The organism is Pseudomonas entomophila (genome assembly GCF_013523125.1).
Taxonomy (GTDB): Bacteria; Pseudomonadota; Gammaproteobacteria; order Pseudomonadales; family Pseudomonadaceae; genus Aquipseudomonas; species Aquipseudomonas entomophila_B.
On the sequence record NZ_JAAMQJ010000014.1, the window covers coordinates 16,011 to 34,892 of the forward strand.

The 18,882-nt window shown below is 67.5% G+C and carries 15 protein-coding genes; 6 read left to right on the forward strand and 9 right to left on the reverse strand.

The genetic code is table 11. The features are described 5' to 3' along the window. Window positions 1-15 precede the first annotated feature (15 nt). Window positions 16-1,638 (reverse strand): pyoverdine maturation tyrosinase PvdP, encoded by a 1,623-nt coding sequence (gene pvdP, locus G7007_RS09735; RefSeq protein WP_181101255.1) that lies wholly within the window; start codon window positions 1,636-1,638, stop codon window positions 16-18. Window positions 1,639-1,789: 151 nt separating this feature from the next. On the opposite strand from pvdP, the gene G7007_RS09740 reads away from it, so the two are divergent. After that, a complete protein-coding gene (locus G7007_RS09740) occupies window positions 1,790-2,713 on the forward strand; it encodes a siderophore-interacting protein (RefSeq protein WP_181101257.1) in 924 nt (307 codons plus the stop codon). A gap of 138 nt (window positions 2,714-2,851) precedes the next feature. On the opposite strand, the gene G7007_RS09745 is transcribed toward G7007_RS09740, so the two are convergent. The 3 genes from G7007_RS09745 to G7007_RS09755 form a co-directional block, all read right to left on the reverse strand. Beyond that, on the reverse strand, window positions 2,852-4,246 hold the full coding sequence (locus G7007_RS09745) for an aspartate aminotransferase family protein (protein WP_181101259.1): 1,395 nt from the start codon (window positions 4,244-4,246) through the stop codon (window positions 2,852-2,854). 129 nt (window positions 4,247-4,375) lie between these two features. After that, window positions 4,376-5,695, reverse strand: a complete 1,320-nt coding sequence (locus G7007_RS09750) for an ATP-binding protein (RefSeq protein WP_181101260.1) — start codon at window positions 5,693-5,695, stop codon at window positions 4,376-4,378. Next, window positions 5,692-6,375 carry a response regulator gene (locus tag G7007_RS09755; protein WP_181101262.1) on the reverse strand — a complete coding sequence of 228 codons (684 nt, stop codon included), beginning with the start codon at window positions 6,373-6,375 and terminating at the stop codon, window positions 5,692-5,694. The genes G7007_RS09750 and G7007_RS09755 overlap by 4 nt, the downstream gene beginning before the upstream one ends. Window positions 6,376-6,549: 174 nt before the next feature. Between G7007_RS09755 and dsbD the strand changes: the two genes are divergently transcribed. The 3 genes from dsbD to dsbG are packed head-to-tail and all read left to right on the forward strand — an operon-like array spanning window position 6,550 to window position 9,859. Further along, a complete protein-coding gene (gene dsbD, locus G7007_RS09760; RefSeq protein ID WP_181101264.1) occupies window positions 6,550-8,262 on the forward strand; it encodes a protein-disulfide reductase DsbD in 1,713 nt (570 codons plus the stop codon). Next, the gene (locus G7007_RS09765; protein WP_181101369.1) at window positions 8,262-9,098 is read left to right on the forward strand and encodes a TlpA disulfide reductase family protein; all 837 of its coding nucleotides are present in this window, start codon (window positions 8,262-8,264) and stop codon (window positions 9,096-9,098) included. Before dsbD ends, G7007_RS09765 begins: the two co-directional genes overlap by 1 nt. 2 nt (window positions 9,099-9,100) lie before the next feature. Then, window positions 9,101-9,859: a thiol:disulfide interchange protein DsbG gene (gene dsbG, locus G7007_RS09770; RefSeq protein ID WP_181101266.1), complete on the forward strand. Its 759-nt coding sequence runs from the start codon at window positions 9,101-9,103 to the stop codon at window positions 9,857-9,859. 29 nt (window positions 9,860-9,888) lie between these two features. On the opposite strand, the gene rlmM is transcribed toward dsbG, so the two are convergent. Then, a complete protein-coding gene (rlmM, locus tag G7007_RS09775; protein ID WP_181101268.1) occupies window positions 9,889-10,959 on the reverse strand; it encodes a 23S rRNA (cytidine(2498)-2'-O)-methyltransferase RlmM in 1,071 nt (356 codons plus the stop codon). 249 nt (window positions 10,960-11,208) lie between these two features. On the opposite strand from rlmM, the gene acnA reads away from it, so the two are divergent. Beyond that, the gene (gene acnA, locus G7007_RS09780) at window positions 11,209-13,950 is read left to right on the forward strand and encodes an aconitate hydratase AcnA (RefSeq protein ID WP_181101270.1); all 2,742 of its coding nucleotides are present in this window, start codon (window positions 11,209-11,211) and stop codon (window positions 13,948-13,950) included. Between the two features lie 228 nt (window positions 13,951-14,178). Then, on the forward strand, window positions 14,179-15,744 hold the full coding sequence (locus G7007_RS09785) for a methyl-accepting chemotaxis protein (RefSeq protein ID WP_181101272.1): 1,566 nt from the start codon (window positions 14,179-14,181) through the stop codon (window positions 15,742-15,744). Between the two features lie 230 nt (window positions 15,745-15,974). Here G7007_RS09785 and G7007_RS09790 read toward each other — a convergent pair whose 3' ends face one another. The 4 genes from G7007_RS09790 to G7007_RS09805 all read right to left on the reverse strand — a co-directional run bounded on the left by G7007_RS09790 (window position 15,975) and on the right by G7007_RS09805 (window position 18,830). Further along, on the reverse strand, window positions 15,975-16,862 hold the full coding sequence (locus tag G7007_RS09790; RefSeq protein WP_181101274.1) for a pseudouridine synthase: 888 nt from the start codon (window positions 16,860-16,862) through the stop codon (window positions 15,975-15,977). Between the two features lie 31 nt (window positions 16,863-16,893). Further along, entirely contained in the window at window positions 16,894-17,223 is a 330-nt protein-coding gene (locus tag G7007_RS09795) for a transcriptional regulator (RefSeq protein ID WP_181101275.1), read from the reverse strand. Between the two features lie 79 nt (window positions 17,224-17,302). Beyond that, window positions 17,303-17,539 (reverse strand): glutaredoxin family protein, encoded by a 237-nt coding sequence (locus tag G7007_RS09800; RefSeq protein WP_181101277.1) that lies wholly within the window; start codon window positions 17,537-17,539, stop codon window positions 17,303-17,305. Between the two features lie 82 nt (window positions 17,540-17,621). Beyond that, the gene (locus tag G7007_RS09805) at window positions 17,622-18,830 is read right to left on the reverse strand and encodes an ammonium transporter (protein WP_181101279.1); all 1,209 of its coding nucleotides are present in this window, start codon (window positions 18,828-18,830) and stop codon (window positions 17,622-17,624) included. Between the last annotated feature and the right edge of the window lie 52 nt (window positions 18,831-18,882).

An 18,882-nucleotide genomic window follows, 5' to 3' on the forward strand; every position in this document is an offset into this window, starting at 1 on the left:
GCCAACCGGGCGCCTTCAGGTCAGCAGGTTGCGCAGCGACAGGTGCCGGGCATACCAGGGCCGCTGTGGAACCTGGCGCGTCAGTCGCGCCAGGGCCTCTTCCGGGCCGAAGGTCAGGCGCAGCGCCAGCTTCATGGTCTCCACGTCCATCTCCACCGAGCGACCGGGCTGAGTGCCAGGCACGGTGCTGCAGCCATGGGTGAGCGGCCCGAGCCAAGGGTCTCCCACTTCCACCCAATCGCCGGGTGCGAACCAGCGCACGCCGGCGACCTCCCGCCGCTGCACCTGGCCAGGGTGATGACGCTCATGGGCGCGGTACCAGTCCTCGATACGGTCGTCGATCCAGCCATGAAACCCCCAGAACACCGGATGGACGTGGGACGAGAACGGATCGCCGAGAAAGTCGTTGTCCGGGCCGAACCAGCGCGGCGCAAAGTCCGCCGGGTCGCGGGCGAACGGCACCGGTGCGCCATTGGACGGATCGCGTGGCACGCTGGCCCAGCACATGTGCAGCCAGTCATGCAGGGTCATCTCCAACGCCGAGCCGAAGGCGCCGAGCGACAGGTTGGCCAGGTACAGCGGGTCCTGGTACTGCGATTCCCAGACCTGGAAGTTGCTGCAGAACGTCTCGTCGGTCTTGATCGCCGAGACCCACTGACCGTAGGCATCATCCCCGGGCGCCTGCCAGGCGGGCGGCACGCTCAGGCCGTCGTGGTTCTCGCAGTAGCGAATGAATCCTTGCCGGTCCCGCTCGACCGAACGCTGTGGCAACGGAAACTGCTGCCAGGACGGCAGGTCCTGCAAGCGCCGGGCCTGGGCCAGCATGTGCCGGTGCATGAACAGAAAGTCCACGCCCGAGCCGTTGCGGTGCTTGCGTGGACCGCGGGCATCGCGTTCACGGTCGCGGGGCCCTGGCTGCCAGCCCAGCCCGCGCAGGGCCTGGCGGCGCTCCTCGGGCAACTCGTGCCAGCGGTCGCGGCTGGCATGCCAGAGTTGATGGAACAGGCGATGTTCGGGGGCGATCACCCATTCGGTCATGCGGTCATTGAACGCCAGGCGCTCGCGGGCTTCGGGGAACGGCCGCTTGAGCGCGACGAAGCGGCCATCGGCGACTGGCAGGGTCAACGGCCGGTCGAGGCGCTGCAGCTGACCGCTCAGGCTGCCCCTGCCCGCGTTGGCGTACTCGCCCCAGACCTCGTCGAGGTCCGCGTCGAAGACGTAGCTCGGCCCGCCACGCTGGCTGAACAGCCGCCAGCGTACGCGGCTGCCGTCAACCCCGACCAGGTCGCCGACCACCCGATAGGCGGCGACCGCCTCGCTGCGCAGCGCCTCGCCGGTGTCGAGGTAGCCGCGCAGGCCGCGGCCCTTGCTGGCCACGTCGAGCAGCAACTCGAGCCCAGTCGCGGGAAGCCCCTCGAGTCGCGCCTGCTGACCGTCGAGGCGGATGTCCCAGATACCGCGCAAGCGATCGGCGAGCACCTGGCCGGGGTAGTCGGCCAGTTCGACGCTGGCCTCCCCCGGCGTGACGATATCGTCCTCGGGGTCGTGGGTAAGCACCTTGTGCGCGTGATAGGCCCCGGTTCCCGCCGCGCCAGCGGCCGCCAGGCCGGCGATGAACCATCGTCGAGAAATTGTCATTGCGCCTCTCATCCGCCGGACCGTACCGCCCAACCCTGTCCAGCAAGAACGTAGCGCGGCAGGCGAAATTTAACCCGCGTGAGGCGCGCGTGTAATTCACGGGCGATCCAGGTCGTTTCTCCGGTAGGACCCTAGACACGAGGTACGCCCGATGTTCGCCCTTCTGCGCCCCAAACGCTCCCAGGCCACTGCGTACGGCCTGTTCGACCTCGAACTCAAGGCCATCGAACGGCTCAGCCCTTCGCTGTGTCGCTACGTGTTCGGTGGCGAGGACGTGCGCCGGATGACCACCTTGGCCCCCGATCAGCGCGTCAAGCTGTTCTTCCCCACGCCTGCCGGCGCGCCGCCCAGCCTGCCTCACGGCCCCCACTGGCAAAAGGCACGCCGTGGCCTGCGCCCGGAGCACACGCCGCCGATGCGCACCTACACCCTGCGTGCGCTGCGCCGCGAGGCGGCGGAAGTGGACGTGGACTTCGTGCTGCACGGCGTCAACGGCCCGGCTTCGGCCTGGGCGACCGACGCCCGCCCGGGCGACCGCCTGCAGATGGTGGCGCCGAACCTGGACTATGCCGGCGACCCGGGTGGCTATGAGTGGAAGCTGGCCGAGACCACACGCCACGTGCTGCTGGTCGGTGACGAAACCGCCCTGCCCGCGATCGCCGGGATTCTCGAGCAACTGGCCGACCGCAGGCCCGAGCTGACCGTGCATGCCTACCTCGAAGTGCCCCTGGCGGACGACTGCCTGATGCTGCGCCATGGGCCGAATACGCAGGTGCACTGGTTGCCACGGGACCGATCGGGTCAGGCCCAGGGGCAAGGAATGCTGCAGGCGGTGCGCGAACGGGTGTCGTTGCCGGCGCCCCAGGGCAGTGGCGAAGCGTTCGACGACATCGACCTGGACCAGCAGATCCTCTGGGAGCAAGGCGGCCAGACCGCGTCGGACTTCCAGGCCTGGATCGCCGGAGAGGCGACGGCCGTGCGCGAGATGCGTCGCTACCTGCTCCAGGAGCGCGGGCTGGCCAAGCGCTGCCTGACCCTGATGGGGTATTGGCGCGCGGGGCAGAGCCTGGAGTGAGTACCGTTGACCGGGGCTTTGCAAGGATCGTAGGGCTGACCTGACAGACGGGGTGGCGGATGTCATGGGCCCTGGCGGGCCCATAAAAACAGTCAATGCGTTGTAGCAGAAAAAGACAATCGCCCCTACAGCTTGCCCTCACCCCACCGCTGCCGCCAGCGCCCGCCCGAACCGCGCTGCGACGTCATCGATCTGCTCGGCCGTGATGACCAGCGGCGGCAGGAAGCGCACCACCGCCCCGTGCCGCCCGCCCAGCTCGAGGATCAGCCCGCGTCGCAGGCACTCACGCTGCAACCGCGGCGCCAACTGGCGACACACCGGCGGATGCCCCAAGGCATCGCGCTCACCCTGCGGGTCGACCAGTTCGACCCCCAGCATCAAGCCGCGCCCACGGATGTCGCCCAGCTGCGCGAAGTCCCGCTGCAACCGCTGCAGATGACCCCGCAGGCGCAAGCCCATGGCCTCGGCGTGGGCGCACACGTCGTGCTCGACCAGGTAGGCGATCACCGCCGACCCGGCCGCCATGGCCATCTGGTTGCCACGGAAGGTTCCGGCGTGGGCGCCCGGCCCCCAGGTGTCCAGCCACTCGCGGTAGACCACCACCGCCAACGGCAGGCTGCCACCGATGGCCTTGGACAAGGTGACCACGTCCGGGACGATGCCGGCATGCTCGAAGGCGAACATCCGGCCCGTGCGGGCGAAACCGCTCTGGATCTCATCGACGATCATCGCCACGCCAGCCTGCTCGGTGAGACGCCGCACCCCACGCAGCCAGTCCAGGTCGGCGGGGATCACCCCGCCCTCGCCCTGCACCACCTCGACGATCACCGCCGCCGGTAGCGCCACGCCTGCCTCGGGGTCGTTGAGCAGCGTCTCCAGGTAATGCAGGTTGGCCTGCACGCCTGCGGCGCCACCTAGGCCGAAGGGGCAGCGGTAGTCGTAGGGGTACGGCATGAACTGCACCCCATTGCCGAGCAGCGCCCCGAGCGGTTTTTTCGGTCCCAGGCTGCCCATCAGGCTCAAGGCGCCCTGGCTCATGCCGTGGTAGGCGCCTTGGAAGGCCAGCACGGTGCTGCGCCCAGTCGCGGTACGGACCAGTTTGAGCGCGGCCTCCACCGCATCGGTGCCGGTCGGGCCACAGAACTGGATCCTGGCCTCCCGGCGCAGTCCTTCGGGCAGGAGGGCGAACAGGTCCTGGACGAAGCGATCCTTGACCGGTGTGGTCAGGTCCAGGGTATGCAGCGGCAACTCGTCGGCCAGCACGCGCTGGATGGCCTCCACCACCACCGGGTGGTTGTGCCCCAGGGCCAGCGTGCCTGCCCCGGCCAGGCAATCGATGAACTGACGGCCCTCGACATCCTCGACATACACACCCCGCGCGCGCTTGAGCGCCAGCGGCAGGCGCCGTGGATAGCTGCGAGCGTTGGATTCCTGTTGCTGTTGGCGCAGCAGCAGCGGTGAATCGGTGAATTCGTACAACGGGGCCGGTTCACTGACGGGAACGGCGCGGGCAAGCAGGGTAGCGGTCGACATCGAGGGAAACCTCGCAAGCGAAGAAAGGTGCCCGCCACGCGCCTGCAAGCAGAAGGGCGTCGGGGGTCGTCGCTTGAAAAACGCTTCAGCCTGGCCGGGATTTAGCCATGGCCGGCAAACCCCTGGCGATCAGCCAACCCGCGCCGGGATGTCCAGGCGCACCCGCAACCCATCGTCCCGACTGTCGAAGTCGAGACGCGCGGCACAGCGCTGGGCGATGGCCTGGACGATCGCCAGCCCCAGGCCGCAGCCGCCGCTCTGGCCATGGCGCCAGAAGCGCTCGGTCAGGTGCTCGAGGTCGTCGGAAGCGATGCCCGCTCCATGGTCGCGCACGACGAAGATGGCGCGGTCTTCGCTCAGTTGCAGCGTCAGTTCGACGGGCGACTCACTGCCGGCGTGGCGCAGCGCGTTGTCCAGCAGGTTGCGCAGCGCCGCCACCGCCAAGGGCGCCGGCATGCTCAGGTAGGCCTGGGTGGCTTCCTCGGGCAGACACAGCTGGATGCGCTGTGAATCCCCATGGGCGTCCTGCACGGCCTGGCGTACCACCTGCGCGGCGGTACACTGCACGCCGTCGTCGAACGACAGGCTGCCTTCGACGCGGGCCAGGAGCAACAGCTGCTCCAGCGTGCGGTGCAGCCGGTCGGCGCCTGCCTCGGCATGGGCCAGGGCCTGCTCGCGTACAGGCCCCTCGGTCATGCGCGCCACTTGCAGATGGGTCTTGACCGCGGTCAACGGGCTGCGCAGCTCGTGTGCGGCATCGTCGGTCAGGCGGCGCTCGCGCTCCAGGGTCTGGGCGATACGCCGGAACAACTGGTTCTGGGTTTCCAGCAGCGGTTGCAACTCGCTGGGCATGCCGGCCACCTGCAACGGCTCGACGCTGTCGGCGCGCCGGTGCATCAGCGCGTCGCGCATGCGCTGCAAGGGCGCCAGGCCCTTGCCCAGGCCCATCCACAGCAAGCCCAGGCTGCCGAGCAGGGCCATCAGCACCGGGGCCGACGCGGCCAGCAGAATGGAACGGTTCAGCGCTTCGCGTTCTTCATGGCGGTCGGCGGTGGTGATGCGCACGTCGCCATGCTCGTAACTAAAGGTGCGCCAGCTCACGCCGTCGATGACCTGATCGAGGAAACCGCTGCTCCGGGTCTCCATCGTGCCGTCGTGCGCGTGGTTGCTGGCCAGGATCTCGCCGCGCAGTGAACTGACCTGGCAGGCCATGCCATCCGGGATGCTGAGCTGATCGGCCGAGAAATGCGCGTGTTCCTCCCGCGCCGACAGCGGCTGGGGCAGCTGGTCGACCAACCCGGCGACCATGCGGGCCGACGCCACCAGGCGCTGATCGAGAGAGAACATCATCTGCTGGCGCAGGTCGCGCAGCATCCAGGCAGCGGCCAGGGCCCAGATGACGATGAAGGCACTGCCCAGGATCAGGCTCAAGCGCAGGCGCAGGCTCATGCTTCAGGTGCTCCGGGTACCTGCGCCGGCCCCAGTCGATAGCCCAGGCCCCGGACGGTCTCGACGATGCCGTTGCCCAGCTTGCGTCGCAGATGGTGAATGTGCACGTTGAGGGCGTTGCTTTCGACCTCGTCGCCGAATCCGTAGACACAGTCCTTGAGCTGCTCGCTGGACAGCACTCGGCCGGGATTCTGCAACAGGGCCTGCAACAACGCCTGCTCGCGCCGCGACAGGTCGACCGGCTGCCCGGCGAGGCTGGCCTGGCAGCGGCTGGGGTCATAGTGCAACGGGCCATGCTCGATCACGTTGACCGCACGGCCGGCCACCCGCCGTAGCAAGGTGTGCAGCCGCGCTGCCAGCTCGCGCAGGTCGAACGGCTTGAGCAAGTAGTCGTCGGCGCCGGCCTGCAGGCCTTCCACCCGGTCGGTGACGGCATCGCGCGCGGTGAGCACCAGTACCGGCAGGGTTTCGCCCTGCTGGCGCAAGCGCCGCAGCAGCTTGAGGCCGTCTTCGTCCGGCAGGCCGAGGTCGAGGATCATCACATCGAAGCGCGCGGCCTGCAGCAGGGCGCGCGCCGCCGAGGCCGTGGCGACGCGGTCGACCACCAGGCCTTGGGCGACCAGGCCTGCGGCGATGCCGCTGGCGATCAGGTCATCGTCCTCGCAGAGCAGTACGTGCATGCCGGGCCTCCAGGAAACAGGGCGACCAGTGGAACAGGGCCGAATTAAGCCGGGATTATGCCGCGCACGCCTAGGGAAACAAGACCGTCTTTTCCCTGTGGGGCGTGGATTAATCCGTGGTTAATCTCACCCGCCGAGCATGCCGACCTGTCTCGTTTCTTCCAGGTGCTCGTCATGCGCTCGCTGTCGTTGTTCATCCTGCTGTGGCTCGCCGGGCCGCTGCAGGCCAATCCGTTCGATCGTCCAGCCGATTTCCTGCCGGTCGATCAAGCCTTCGCGCTCAGCCAGGAACGCTTGCCCGAGGGTCGGATGCGTCTGCATTTCGACATCCGCGAAGGGTACTACCTGTACCAGAAGCGTCTGTCGTTCGAGGGTCTGCCCGCCGGGCAGCATCCGGTGCTGCCGCAGGCAACGACGCACCATGACGAATTCTTCGGCGAATCGGCCATCTACCGGCACGCCTTGACCCTCGATCTGCCCGCCAGCGCCAGGGGTTCACTGCGCCTGGGCTGGCAGGGCTGCGCCGACGCCGGCTTGTGCTATCCCCCGCAGACCCGCCTGATCGACCTGGGCGGCGTGCCTGTCACGGCGCCAGCCCTGGCCGACGATCAGAGCCTGGCCGGCGAGCTGGGCGCCCGTGGCCTGGGGTGGAGCCTGCTGGCGTTCTTCGGCCTGGGCCTGCTGCTGGCCTTCACCCCCTGTTCGCTGCCCATGCTGCCGATCCTGGCCGGCCTGGTCGTGGGCAGCGGTGCCCGTGCCCGGCGTGGCTGGCTGCTGGCCGGGGTGTACGTGCTCTGCATGGCCCTGGTGTACGCGGTGCTCGGCGTGGTGGCCGCCCTGCTGGGCGCCAGCGTGCAGGCCGCGCTGCAGCAACCCTGGTTGCTCGGTATTCTGGCGGCCCTGTTCGTGGCGCTGGCCCTGCCGATGTTCGGCGCCTTCGAGCTGCAGTTGCCGGCCGCCCTGCGCGACCGGCTGGACCGCGCCGGCCAGGGCACCCGCGGCGGCAGCCTGTATGGCGCGGCGCTGCTGGGGGCACTGTCCGGCCTGCTGCTCGGTCCCTGCATGACCGCGCCCCTGGCCGGCGCCTTGCTGTACATCGCCCAGAGCGGCGATGCCTGGCAGGGCGCACTGGTGCTGTTCAGCCTGGGCCTGGGCATGGGCGCACCGCTACTGCTGCTGGTGATCCTGGGCAACCGCTACCTGCCCCGCCCCGGCGCTTGGATGAACCGGGTCAAGGGCGTGTTTGGTTTCGTGTTCCTGGGCATGGCGCTGTACACCGTGCGCAGCCTGCTGCCGGCGCCGCTGGTGGTCGCCTTGTGCGGCGCCTGGCTGCTGGCCCTGGCCTGGGCCCTGTGGCTGACGCTGGAGGCGCTGCCTCACCTGCGCGCGCTGGGCCTGATCGCCGGTCTGTGGGGGGCGTTGCTGGTCATCGGGGCGAGCGCAGGCGCCGAGCATCCCTGGCAACCCCTGCGCCCGTTCGTCGATCAAGGCGTGCCACGCGAGCAGGCGGGCGCCCAGGCACCGTTCACGACCGTCAGCGAGCCAGCCGCCCTGCAGCGCGAACTGGACGCGGCACGTCAGGCCGGGCACTGGGTGCTGCTGGACTATTCGGCCGACTGGTGTGCGGCCTGCAAGGTCATGGAACGCGAGGTGTTCGCGCGCGCCGACGTGCAGGCCAGCCTGGCCGGTGTACGGCTGCTGCGCCTGGACGTGACCACCGACGGCCACGCCAGCGCCGAGCTGCTGCGCCGCTACCAGGTGCCCGGCCCGCCCACGCTGATCTGGCTGGGCCCTGATGGCCAGGAGCGGCGCGCCCGCCGCCTGACGGGCCAAGTCGATGCGCCGACGTTCCTGGCGCACTGGCAACAGACCCGGAGCCAAGGATGATGCTGAGCCTGAGCTTCGGCCCGGTGACCCTGGCCTACGATCACCTGGTGCTGCTGGTGGCACTGGCCATGGCGAGCCTGATCGGTGGCGGATTGGCGCGACGCGGTCGCGTGGACACGCGCCCGATCGTCTTCAACCTGATGCTGCTGGGTCTGGCCTGCGCGCGAATGGGCTTCGTCATCGCCTACTGGCCGAGCTACCAGGCCGACCCCTGGCAGGCCCTCGATGTACGCGATGGCGGTTTCCTGGCGCTGCCGGGTGTGCTGGGTCTCGTCCTGGCCGCCCTGCTGTTCGGCTGGCGCAGGCCTCAGGCACGTCGCCCGCTGGCCTGGAGCCTGCTCGGCGCCGCGGTCGTGTGGGCAGCGGGCGGGCTGCTTGGCCACTGGCACGAACAGCAGACCCGATTGCCCGAACTGACCCTGCACGACGCACAGCAGCGGCCCGTGACGCTGCAGCACTACGCCGGGAGACCGCTGGTGGTCAACCTGTGGGCCAGCTGGTGCCCGCCCTGCCGACGCGAGATCCCGGTCCTGCAGGAGGCTCAGCATGCCTATCCTGGCGTGACCTTCCTGTTCGTCAACCAGGGCGAGACGCCCGAACTGCTTGGGACTTTCCTCGCCACGGCCGGGCTGACGGGCTCACGCGTGCTGTTCGACGAAGCAGGCGAGCTGGCGCGTCGTGTCGGCTCTGGCGCGCTGCCGACGACCCTGTTCTACGACGCCGACGGTCGCCTGGTGGGCAGCCACCTGGGCGAGCTATCGCGCGCCAGCCTGCGCCATGCGCTGCTTCCCCTTCTGCAGTCGACCCCGTCTGCCCCCGATTCCACAGGACATTGATCATGCATGTGCTTTCACGACTCTCTCTGCTGTCGACCCTGTTGTGCGCCTCGCTGGCCCATGCCGAGTCGTTTCCCGAGCCGATCCGCCAGTTGCAGGACAAGGGCGCGGTGATCAAGGGCCGCTTCGAGACCCCTGGCGGCCTGCAGGGCTACGCCGCCGAATACCAGAACAACGCCATGGCGCTGTACCTCACCGAAGACGGCAAGCACGTGCTGGTCGGCACGCTGTTCGACGACCAGGGTCAGGACCTGAGCGCCGAACCCTTGGAACGGCTGGTGTACGGGCCGATGGGCGAAGTGGTGTGGGGCCAGTTGGCCCAATCGGCCTGGATCGCCGACGGCCGGGACGATGCGCCACAGACCCTCTACGTGTTCAGTGACCCCAACTGCCCCTACTGCACGCTGTTCTGGGAGCAAGTGCGGCCCTGGGTGACCTCGGGCAAGGTGCAGGTGCGGCACGTGATGGTCGGGATCATTCGTGCCGACAGCCTGGGCAAGTCGGCGGCGCTGCTGGCCGCGAAGGAGCCGGTCAAGGCCCTGGCCGACCATGAACGGGCGGGCAAGCGCAGCTCGCTGGCCCCGTTGACGCCGATCCCCGAAGCCCTCGGCAAGCGGCTGGAAGCCAACCAGGCACTGATGCAGTCGCTGGGGCTGAGCGCGACGCCGGCGGTCTTCTACCGCGATGCGCAAGGACGCCTGCAAAGCCTGCAGGGCGCACCGGGCGGAGCGCGCCTGGCAGCGGTGCTGGGGAAACCCTAGAGTCTGCAGCGCTGCACGCTGCCGATGCCTTATCGTGCGCGGGGTTTGAGGTCCAGCCGACGCAGGTGACAGGTCACCTCTTCGCGGTCGTGGTACAGCTGCTTGCAGGCGATCGACACGCGCACCTTGCGCGCCTTGAACCCTGCCTCCATGCGTTCGAGCAGCCGCCGCACCTCGGCATGGCGTTGCTTCATCGGCAGCTTGAGGTTGACCACCGCCTCGCGACACAGGCCCTCGCCCAGCCAGGTCTCGATCAGCGACGCGGTACGCGCCGGCTTCTCGACGATGTCGCAGACCATCCAGTCCACCGTCTGCTTGGGCTGCCAGGTGAAGCCATCGGCCATCAGGTGCTGGACCAGGCCGGTGTCCATCAGGCTTTCGGCCATCGGCCCATTGTCGATGGCGGTCACCAGCATGCCCCGGCGCACCAGCTGGTAGGCCCAGCCACCGGGCGAGGCACCCAGGTCGACACCCGTCATGTCGTCGGACAGCCGCGCATCCCACTCGTCGCGAGGGATGAAGTGGTGCCAGGCTTCCTCCAGTTTGAGCGTCGAACGGCTGGGCGCCTCGCGAGGGAACTTGAGCCGCGGAATGCCCATGGGCCAGTGCGCCGAATTGTCTTCTTCGGCCAGCCCCAGAAACACCCGACGCCCACTGATGAAGGTCAGCAGCAAACGCGAGCCCTGACCCTGCTCGACCAGCCGTCCGGCCTTGAGCAGCGCCTTGCGCAGCGGGACCTCGAACTTGCGGCAGAAGGTCGACAGTTCCTTGCCGTCGTTGCTGTCGAGCACCTCCAGCCACAGGCTCGTGCACACCGGCAGCTCGGCCAGGTGTTCGAGCAGCACGCTGATGCGGTCCTGTTCGGGCAGGTCGACGAAGCGCCCGCGGGCCCACTGCCGGATGAAGATCAGCTGCTCGAAGCGCACGCCGCTCATCAGCCGCTCCGGCCCACCCGTCTCCAGGCAGACGAATTCGGCGCAGGCCGTCTGCGGTTTGCTGCGGGCATAGCCCGGCACGCCCAGGCGGGCGGCGTGCTCGCTGATCTCGGCGCAGACCTCGCCCTCGAAACCGGGCCGGCAATGCATCAACAGGGTATCCATCTTTCACTCCACGACGGCGGCGCAGGTGGCGCACGCCTTGTTCCACCGCGAGGGCCGCGGCGACAAGGCGGCGAATGATAAAGGAACCGATCTGAACCTGCGACCTGCCTGGCCGGTCCAGTGTAGGGTCAGGTCGGGCGACGCAGCCCGGCCCCCGAGCCTGGTCCGTGCCGTGCGGACCCTCATACAGAGCGGTGACACCGGCGACACTCCACGATGTGCCGGGCACCGGCGCAGAAGGAGTTGGCAATGCCCTCGCTCGATAGCCTGAAGACTCTCAAAACCCTCACCGTGGCAGACCGCGTCTACCACTACTACAGCCTGCCCGACGCCGCGCGTGAACTGGGCGATCTGCAGCGCCTGCCGATGTCGCTCAAGGTCCTGCTGGAGAACCTGCTGCGCTGGGAAGACGACCAGACCGTCAGCCGCGACGACCTGCACGCCCTGGCCGGCTGGCTCAAGGACAAGCGTTCGGACCGCGAGATCCAGTACCGCCCCGCGCGTGTCCTGATGCAGGACTTCACCGGCGTGCCCGCCGTGGTCGACCTGGCCGCCATGCGTGCGGCCATGGCCAAGGCCGGCGGCGACCCCCAGCGCATCAATCCGCTGTCGCCGGTGGACCTGGTGATCGACCACTCGGTCATGGTCGACAAGTACGGCAGTGACCACGCCTTCACCGAGAACGTCGACATCGAAATGCAGCGCAATGGTGAGCGCTATGCGTTCCTGCGCTGGGGCCAGAGCGCCTTTGACAACTTCAGCGTCGTGCCCCCAGGCACCGGTATCTGTCACCAGGTCAACCTGGAGTACCTGGGCCGCACCGTCTGGACACGCGAGGAGGACGGCCGTACCTTCGCCTTCCCCGACACTTTGGTCGGCACCGATTCGCACACCACCATGATCAACGGCCTGGGCGTGCTGGGCTGGGGCGTCGGCGGCATCGAAGCGGAGGCGGCCATGCTGGGCCAGCCGGTATCGATGCTGATCCCGGAAGTGATCGGCTTCAAGCTGACCGGCAAGCTGCGCGAGGGCATCACCGCCACCGACCTGGTGCTGACCGTGACCCAGATGCTGCGCAAGAAAGGCGTAGTCGGCAAGTTCGTCGAATTCTATGGCGACGGTCTGGCGCAGTTGCCCCTGGCCGACCGGGCCACCATCGCCAACATGGCCCCGGAATACGGCGCCACCTGCGGCTTCTTCCCGGTCGACGAGGTGACGCTGGACTACCTGCGCCTGTCGGGTCGCCCGCAGGAAACCGTCGAGCTGGTGGAAGCCTACTGCAAGGCCCAGGGGCTCTGGCGCCTGCCGGGCCAGGAGCCGGTCTTCAGCGATGCGCTGGCGCTGGACATGAACGAGGTCCAGGCCAGCCTGGCCGGCCCCAAGCGGCCGCAGGACCGGGTCGAGCTGGACCGGGTGGCGGTGGCGTTCGACAGCTTCCTCGAGCTGCAACCCAGGCCCGCACGCCAGGAGGTGGGCCGCCTGGAAAGCGAAGGCGGCGGTGGCGTGGCGGTAGGCAATGCCGACCAGGCTGGTGAAGTCAGCTATACCCAGGGCGGCACGACTCACGTGCTGCGCGATGGTGCGGTGGTGATCGCAGCGATCACCTCTTGCACCAACACCTCCAACCCGAGCGTGATGATGGCGGCCGGGCTGGTGGCGAAAAAGGCCGTGGAAAAAGGCCTGCAGCGCAAGCCATGGGTCAAGAGCTCTCTGGCGCCGGGTTCGAAGGTGGTGACCGAATACTTCCAGGCCGCCGGCCTGACGCCCTACCTCGACGCCCTGGGCTTCGACCTGGTCGGCTATGGCTGCACCACCTGCATCGGCAACTCCGGGCCGCTGGACGAGGCCATCGAGCAGGCCGTGACCGAGGGCGACCTGACCGTGGCCTCGGTGCTGTCGGGCAACCGCAACTTCGAAGGGCGGGTGCACCCACTGGTCAAGACCAACTGGCTGGCCTCCCCGCCCCTGGTGGTCGCCTACGCGCTGGCCGGCAGCGTGCGTGTCGACCTGACCCAGGACCCGCTAGGCACCGGCGCCGATGGTCAGCCGGTCTACCTGCGCGATGTCTGGCCGACCCAGCAGGAAATCGCCAATGCCGTGGCCAAGGTCGACACCGCGATGTTCCACAAGGAATACGCCGAGGTGTTCGCTGGCGACGCACAGTGGCAGGCCATCGACGTGCCGCAGGCGGCCACCTACGTCTGGCAGGACGATTCCACCTACATCCAGCACCCACCGTTCTTCGACGAGATCGCAGGCCCCCCACCTGCCATCGACGATATCCAGGGCGCGCACATCCTGGCCCTGCTGGGGGATTCGGTGACCACCGACCACATCTCGCCTGCCGGCAACATCAAGGCCGACAGCCCGGCCGGTCGCTACCTGCGGGACAAAGGGGTGGAAACCCGCGACTTCAACTCCTATGGTTCGCGACGCGGCAACCACGAGGTGATGATGCGCGGGACCTTCGCCAACATCCGTATTCGCAACGAGATGCTCGGCGGCGAGGAAGGCGGCAATACGCTGCACGTGCCCACGGGCGAGAAGCTGGCGATCTACGACGCTGCCATGCGCTACCAGGCCGAAGGCACGCCCCTGGTGGTGATCGCGGGCCAGGAGTACGGTACCGGCTCGAGCCGCGACTGGGCTGCCAAGGGCACCAACCTGCTCGGGGTCAAGGCGGTCCTGGCAGAAAGCTTCGAGCGCATCCACCGCTCCAACCTGGTGGGCATGGGCGTGCTGCCGCTGCAGTTCAAGGCGGGGGACAACCGCCAGTCGTTGGGCCTGACCGGCAAGGAACGGATCGACGTGCGCGGCCTGCGTGACGCGACGATCCGTCCCGGCATGAGCCTGCCACTGCGGATCACCCAGGAAGATGGCCAGGTACGTGACATCGAGGTGCTGTGCCGGATCGACACCCTCAATGAAGTGGAATACTTCAAGGCCGGTGGCATCCTGCACTATGTGCTCCGTCAGCTGATCGCGCAGTAAGGCGATCGGGCTCACCTCCTGGGGCCGCCCTGCGATTCCAGGAGGTCGCCTCACCCTCTCCAGCCATGGCCTCTGCCCTTTTCTTCTCCCACCCTCTTTGTCTGCGGGCTGCGGCCGCCTGAAAAAACGCCACGCTTCGGGAACTTTTCCAGAAATCCTGCTCAACAAACGCGCCGGGGTGCCGATAGCTGTCCAAAGCCTTCGCGGACAGAGCGGATAGAACAGCAGATGCGTAACAACCAGCCGATCACCCAGAGAGAACGGACTTTCCCTGCCCAGCAGCGGTTGATTTCCACGACCAATGCCAAGGGAGTCATCACCTATTGCAACGATGACTTCATCGACATCAGCGGTTTCACGCGCGATGAACTGATCGGTGCGGCGCACAACCTGGTACGGCATCCCGACGTGCCACAAGCCGTGTTCGCCCACATGTGGCAGACGCTCAAGCAAGGCCAGCCCTGGATGGGCATCGTCAAGAACCGCTGCAAGTCGGGCGATCACTACTGGGTCAACGCTTACGTCACCCCGATCTTCGAGAACGATCAGGTGATCGGCTTCGAGTCGGTGCGCATCAAGCCCACCGCCGAACAGATCCGCCGGGCCGAGCAGCTGTACCAGCGCCTGGCCCAGGGCAAGTCCGCCGTGCCGCGCCGGGACACCTGGCTGCCGGTGATGCAGGACTGGCTGCCTTTCATCCTGGTCAGCCAGGTCGGGTTCCTGATCGGCAGCTGGCTGGGCCAGAGCTGGGGCTTTGCCCTGGCGGCCGCCTTGAGCGTGCCTCTGGGATTGCTCGGCCTGAGCTGGCAGCAGCGGGGCCTCAAGCGTCTGCTGCGCCTGGCCGAACAGACCACCTCCGACGCACTGATCGCGCAGATGTACACCGACAGCCGCGGCGTGCAGGCACGCCTGGAAATGGCCATGCTCAGCCAGGACGCGCGCCTGAAGACCTGCCTGACCCGCCTGCAGGACAGTGCCGAGCACCTGAACCAACAGGCGAAGCAGTCCGATGCCCTGGCGCACCAGAGTTCGACCGGCCTGGAACGCCAGCGCGTGGAAACCGAGCAGGTGGCCACGGCCGTCAACCAGATGGCCACCACCACCCAGGAAGTGGCGACCCACGTACAGCGCACGGCCGACGCCACGCAACAGGCCAATCGCCTGACCGGCGAAGGCCGCCTGATCGCCGGGGAAACCCGCGAGGCCATCGAGCGCCTGTCCACCGCCGTCGGCGAGACCGGGCAGACCGTCACGCAGTTGGCCAAGGACAGCGACGAGATCGGCGGTGTGGTCGATGTGATCAAGGGCATCGCCGACCAGACCAACCTGTTGGCGCTCAACGCCGCCATCGAAGCGGCGCGGGCGGGCGAGATGGGCCGCGGCTTCGCGGTGGTCGCCGATGAAGTGCGCCAGCTGGCGCAGCGCACGGCCGAGTCCACCGGGCAGATCCACACCCTGATCGCCAAGCTGCAGCAGACCGCCAACAATGCAGTGCTGACCATGGAGGCCGGGCACCGCCAGGCCGAGGAAGGCGTGGCGCGGGTGATGGAGGCCGACCGGGCGCTGTCGGGCATCAGCGATGCGGTGGCGCACATCACCGACATGACCACCCAGATCGCGGCCGCGACCGAAGAACAGACGGCCGTGGCCGACGAGATCAGCCGCAACATCACTACCATCGCGCAACTGGCTGACCAGACCGCCGAACAGGCACAGAGCTCGGCGCTGTTGAGTGAAGAACTCACGCGCACGGCGACGGGGCAGTACTCGTTGGTCGAGCGGTTCAATCGGTAGGGGCTGGAAGGGGGCAGGCTGGCCAGTGAGAGGGGGTAATTGACCGGGCCTCATCGCTGGCAAGCCAGCTCCCACACCGATCTCTGCAGCCCCCACCCAGGTCTCTGTAGCCTGTCGAGGTAAGCATGCCTATGCAAACATCCTGTGGGGCTTGCCCGCGATGCAGGCGCCGCCGGTTGACAGAAAAGGCCACCCTCCCCACACGCCACAGAGCAACCAGGACGGCCCTATCAGGCCCAGTCCAAGGTCAAGGTGCTGTCGAACACCCGCCCTTCCCCGTTCAACGGATCCGTGAAGCTCAACCGCTGGGCCAGTAGCTTGAGCGGCCTGCCGTAGTCATCGGCCTGCGCGACCAGGTTCGGATAGAACGGGTCGTATTGAATCGCAGCCCCCAGCGCGGCCATGTGCACCCGCAACTGGTGGGTCTTGCCCGTTACCGGCGACAGGCCATAGCGCCACCACTCACCCCGTTTTTCCAGCACCCGGACCTGGGTCTCGCTGTTCGGCACACCGGGGACTTCCTGCATGCGGAAGAACGGTTCTCCATGGGCCAGACGACTCGTGTGAACGTAGGGCACCGGCAAGTCAGGCAGGGCCGGAGCGATGGCCTGGTACTGCTTGTCGATGCGCCGCTCGGGAAACAGCCGCTGGTAAGCGCTGCGGCTCTGGGGGTTGCTGGAAAACAGCACCAACCCGGCCGTGTGTCGATCGATGCGGTGCAAGGGGACCAGGTGCGGGTTGTCCAGCCGGCGGATCAGGCGCCGCAGCAAGGTCTGCTCGACGTACTCACCCGTGGGCGTCACCGGCAGGAAATGCGGCTTGTCGACCACCACCAAGTGATCGTCCATATGCAAGACGATTTCCTGCACCGGAATCGGGCGCTCGTTCGGCACTTCGCGAAAATAATGCAAGCGCAGACCACGTCGGTAGGGCAGATCCGCCGGCACCGGCTGGCCTGTGGCATCGAGCACGCGCCCTCGCTGAAAACGGTCGAGCCACCCTTGGCGTCCTATCGCCTTGAAATGCTCGCTCAAACAATCGAGCACGGTGTCCCAAGCCCCAGGCGGAAGGCAGACCGTGCTGGCTTGCTGCAGGGCGGGATCGAACGGCGCGGACATGGGAACGACTCGGTGGCGATAAGACGCGGCATTATCCGCCAAGCGCGACCTGGCCACCAGCGGCAGACGGCGTCTCGCTGCGCTCCTTGAGCCAGCGCAGCACCTGCACCGCCTCCCAGCGACTGGGGTCATACAGGGCATAGACCTGGCCTTCGTAACCCACCACATCGAGTGGACGGTGATACCCGGCGCGCTGGAATAGCGCTTCGACCTCGGCGAAGCAGGTGTTGAAGTGCACCTTGCCGAACGGCGTGCGCTCACCGACCACCAGGCCGTCGAGCCGCAGCTCCAGCGCCGCCTCGAGGACGCTGCTCACCTCCATGCGATTGACGCTGTCCTTCAATTGCTCGACATTGACCATCAGTTCTCTACCACCCTTACTGTATAGGCATACAGGATAAAGAGCCTGCCCGATGCCGTCAAACACCAAGGGCTTTCGCTCAACGCAAGAAGCCAGCGATCTGCGCCCCGTCGAAGGGCCAGTCGAGTTCGGCGCCCGTGTCGCAGCGGCGCAGGACGGGCAAGCGCCAGGCATAGCGTTCGAAGGACTCCGGGTGCTCGCTGATGTCGACCAGCTCGACCAGCAGACCGTGATCGACCCAAGGCATGAGCAAGGCCTCGGCCAGCTCGCACAGATGGCATCCCAGGGTGCCGAACAGTTGGCATTCAGGCAGCATGGACAGCGTCTCCCGTGATCGCGAACGAGCCGTCAGTCTAGGCCCATCGCTCCCCTTGCGCACCTGGGGCAGACCCGGTCGATCACTCCTGGCTGGTGGCGCCGATCCGGTGCAAGGCCAGGTCCGCGCCCTGGAACTCCTGCTCCTGATCCAGGCGCAGGCCGTGCATCCATGTGATCGCCCCATACACGGCAAAGCCCCCGACCAGCGCCACCAGCACGCCCGCCAGGCTGCCGATTGCTTGACTGATCAGGCTGACGCCCCCCAGGCCACCCAGGCCTGTCAGGCCGAAGACGCCGCAGGCCAGGCCACCCCAGGCACCGCACAGGCCGTGCAACGGCCAGACGCCCAGCACGTCATCGATCTTCCAGCGGTTCTGCGCCGCCGTGAAACTCCAAACGAACAGTACGCCGGCGATCAAGCCGGTGGCCAGCGCACCCACCGGGTGCATCACATCCGACCCGGCGCACACCGCCACCAGGCCCGCCAGCGGACCATTGTGCAGGAAGCCCGGGTCGTTGCGACCGGCCAGCAGCGTCGCCAGCGTCCCGCCGACCATGGCCATGAGCGAGTTGATCGCCACCAGACCGCTGACCCCTTCCAGCGTTTGCGCGCTCATGACGTTGAAGCCGAACCAGCCGACGATCAGGATCCACGACCCCAAGGCCAGGAACGGGATGCTCGACGGTGCGAAGGCCACCACCCGGCCTTCACGGTAGCGACCACGACGCGCGCCGAGCAGGATGACGGCGGTCAACGCCAGCCAGCCGCCCATGGCATGCACCACCACCGACCCTGCGAAATCGTGGAACGGTGCACCGAACCGGGCCGTGAGCCAGGCCTGCACGCCCAGGTTGCCGTTCCAGACGATGCCTTCGAAGCTGGGATAGACCAGCGCCACGATCAAGGCCGTGGCGCACAGCTGCGGTGCGAAGCGCGCGCGCTCGGCGATGCCGCCGGAGATGATGGCAGGGATCGCCGCGGCGAAGGTCAGCAGGAAGAAGCACTTGACCAGCGCATAGCCATGCTCCTGCGTCAGCACGGCGGCCGGTTGCAGGAAACCGATCCCATAGGCGACCCAGTAGCCGACGAAAAAATAGGCCACGGCCGAGATGGCGAAGTCGCTGAGGATCTTGCACAAGGCATTGACCTGGTTCTTGTGGCGCACCGTGCCCACTTCGAGAAAGGCGAAGCCCGCATGCATGGCCAGCACCAGAATGGCGCCCATGAGAAGGAACAGTGTATTGGCGCCCTGGATGAGCGCATCGGTGGCCGGGTGAAGTGATTCCATCGAATGGTCTGCCTGAAAAAAGCACCCTTAAGGCTCACGCGGTCCTTGCCTT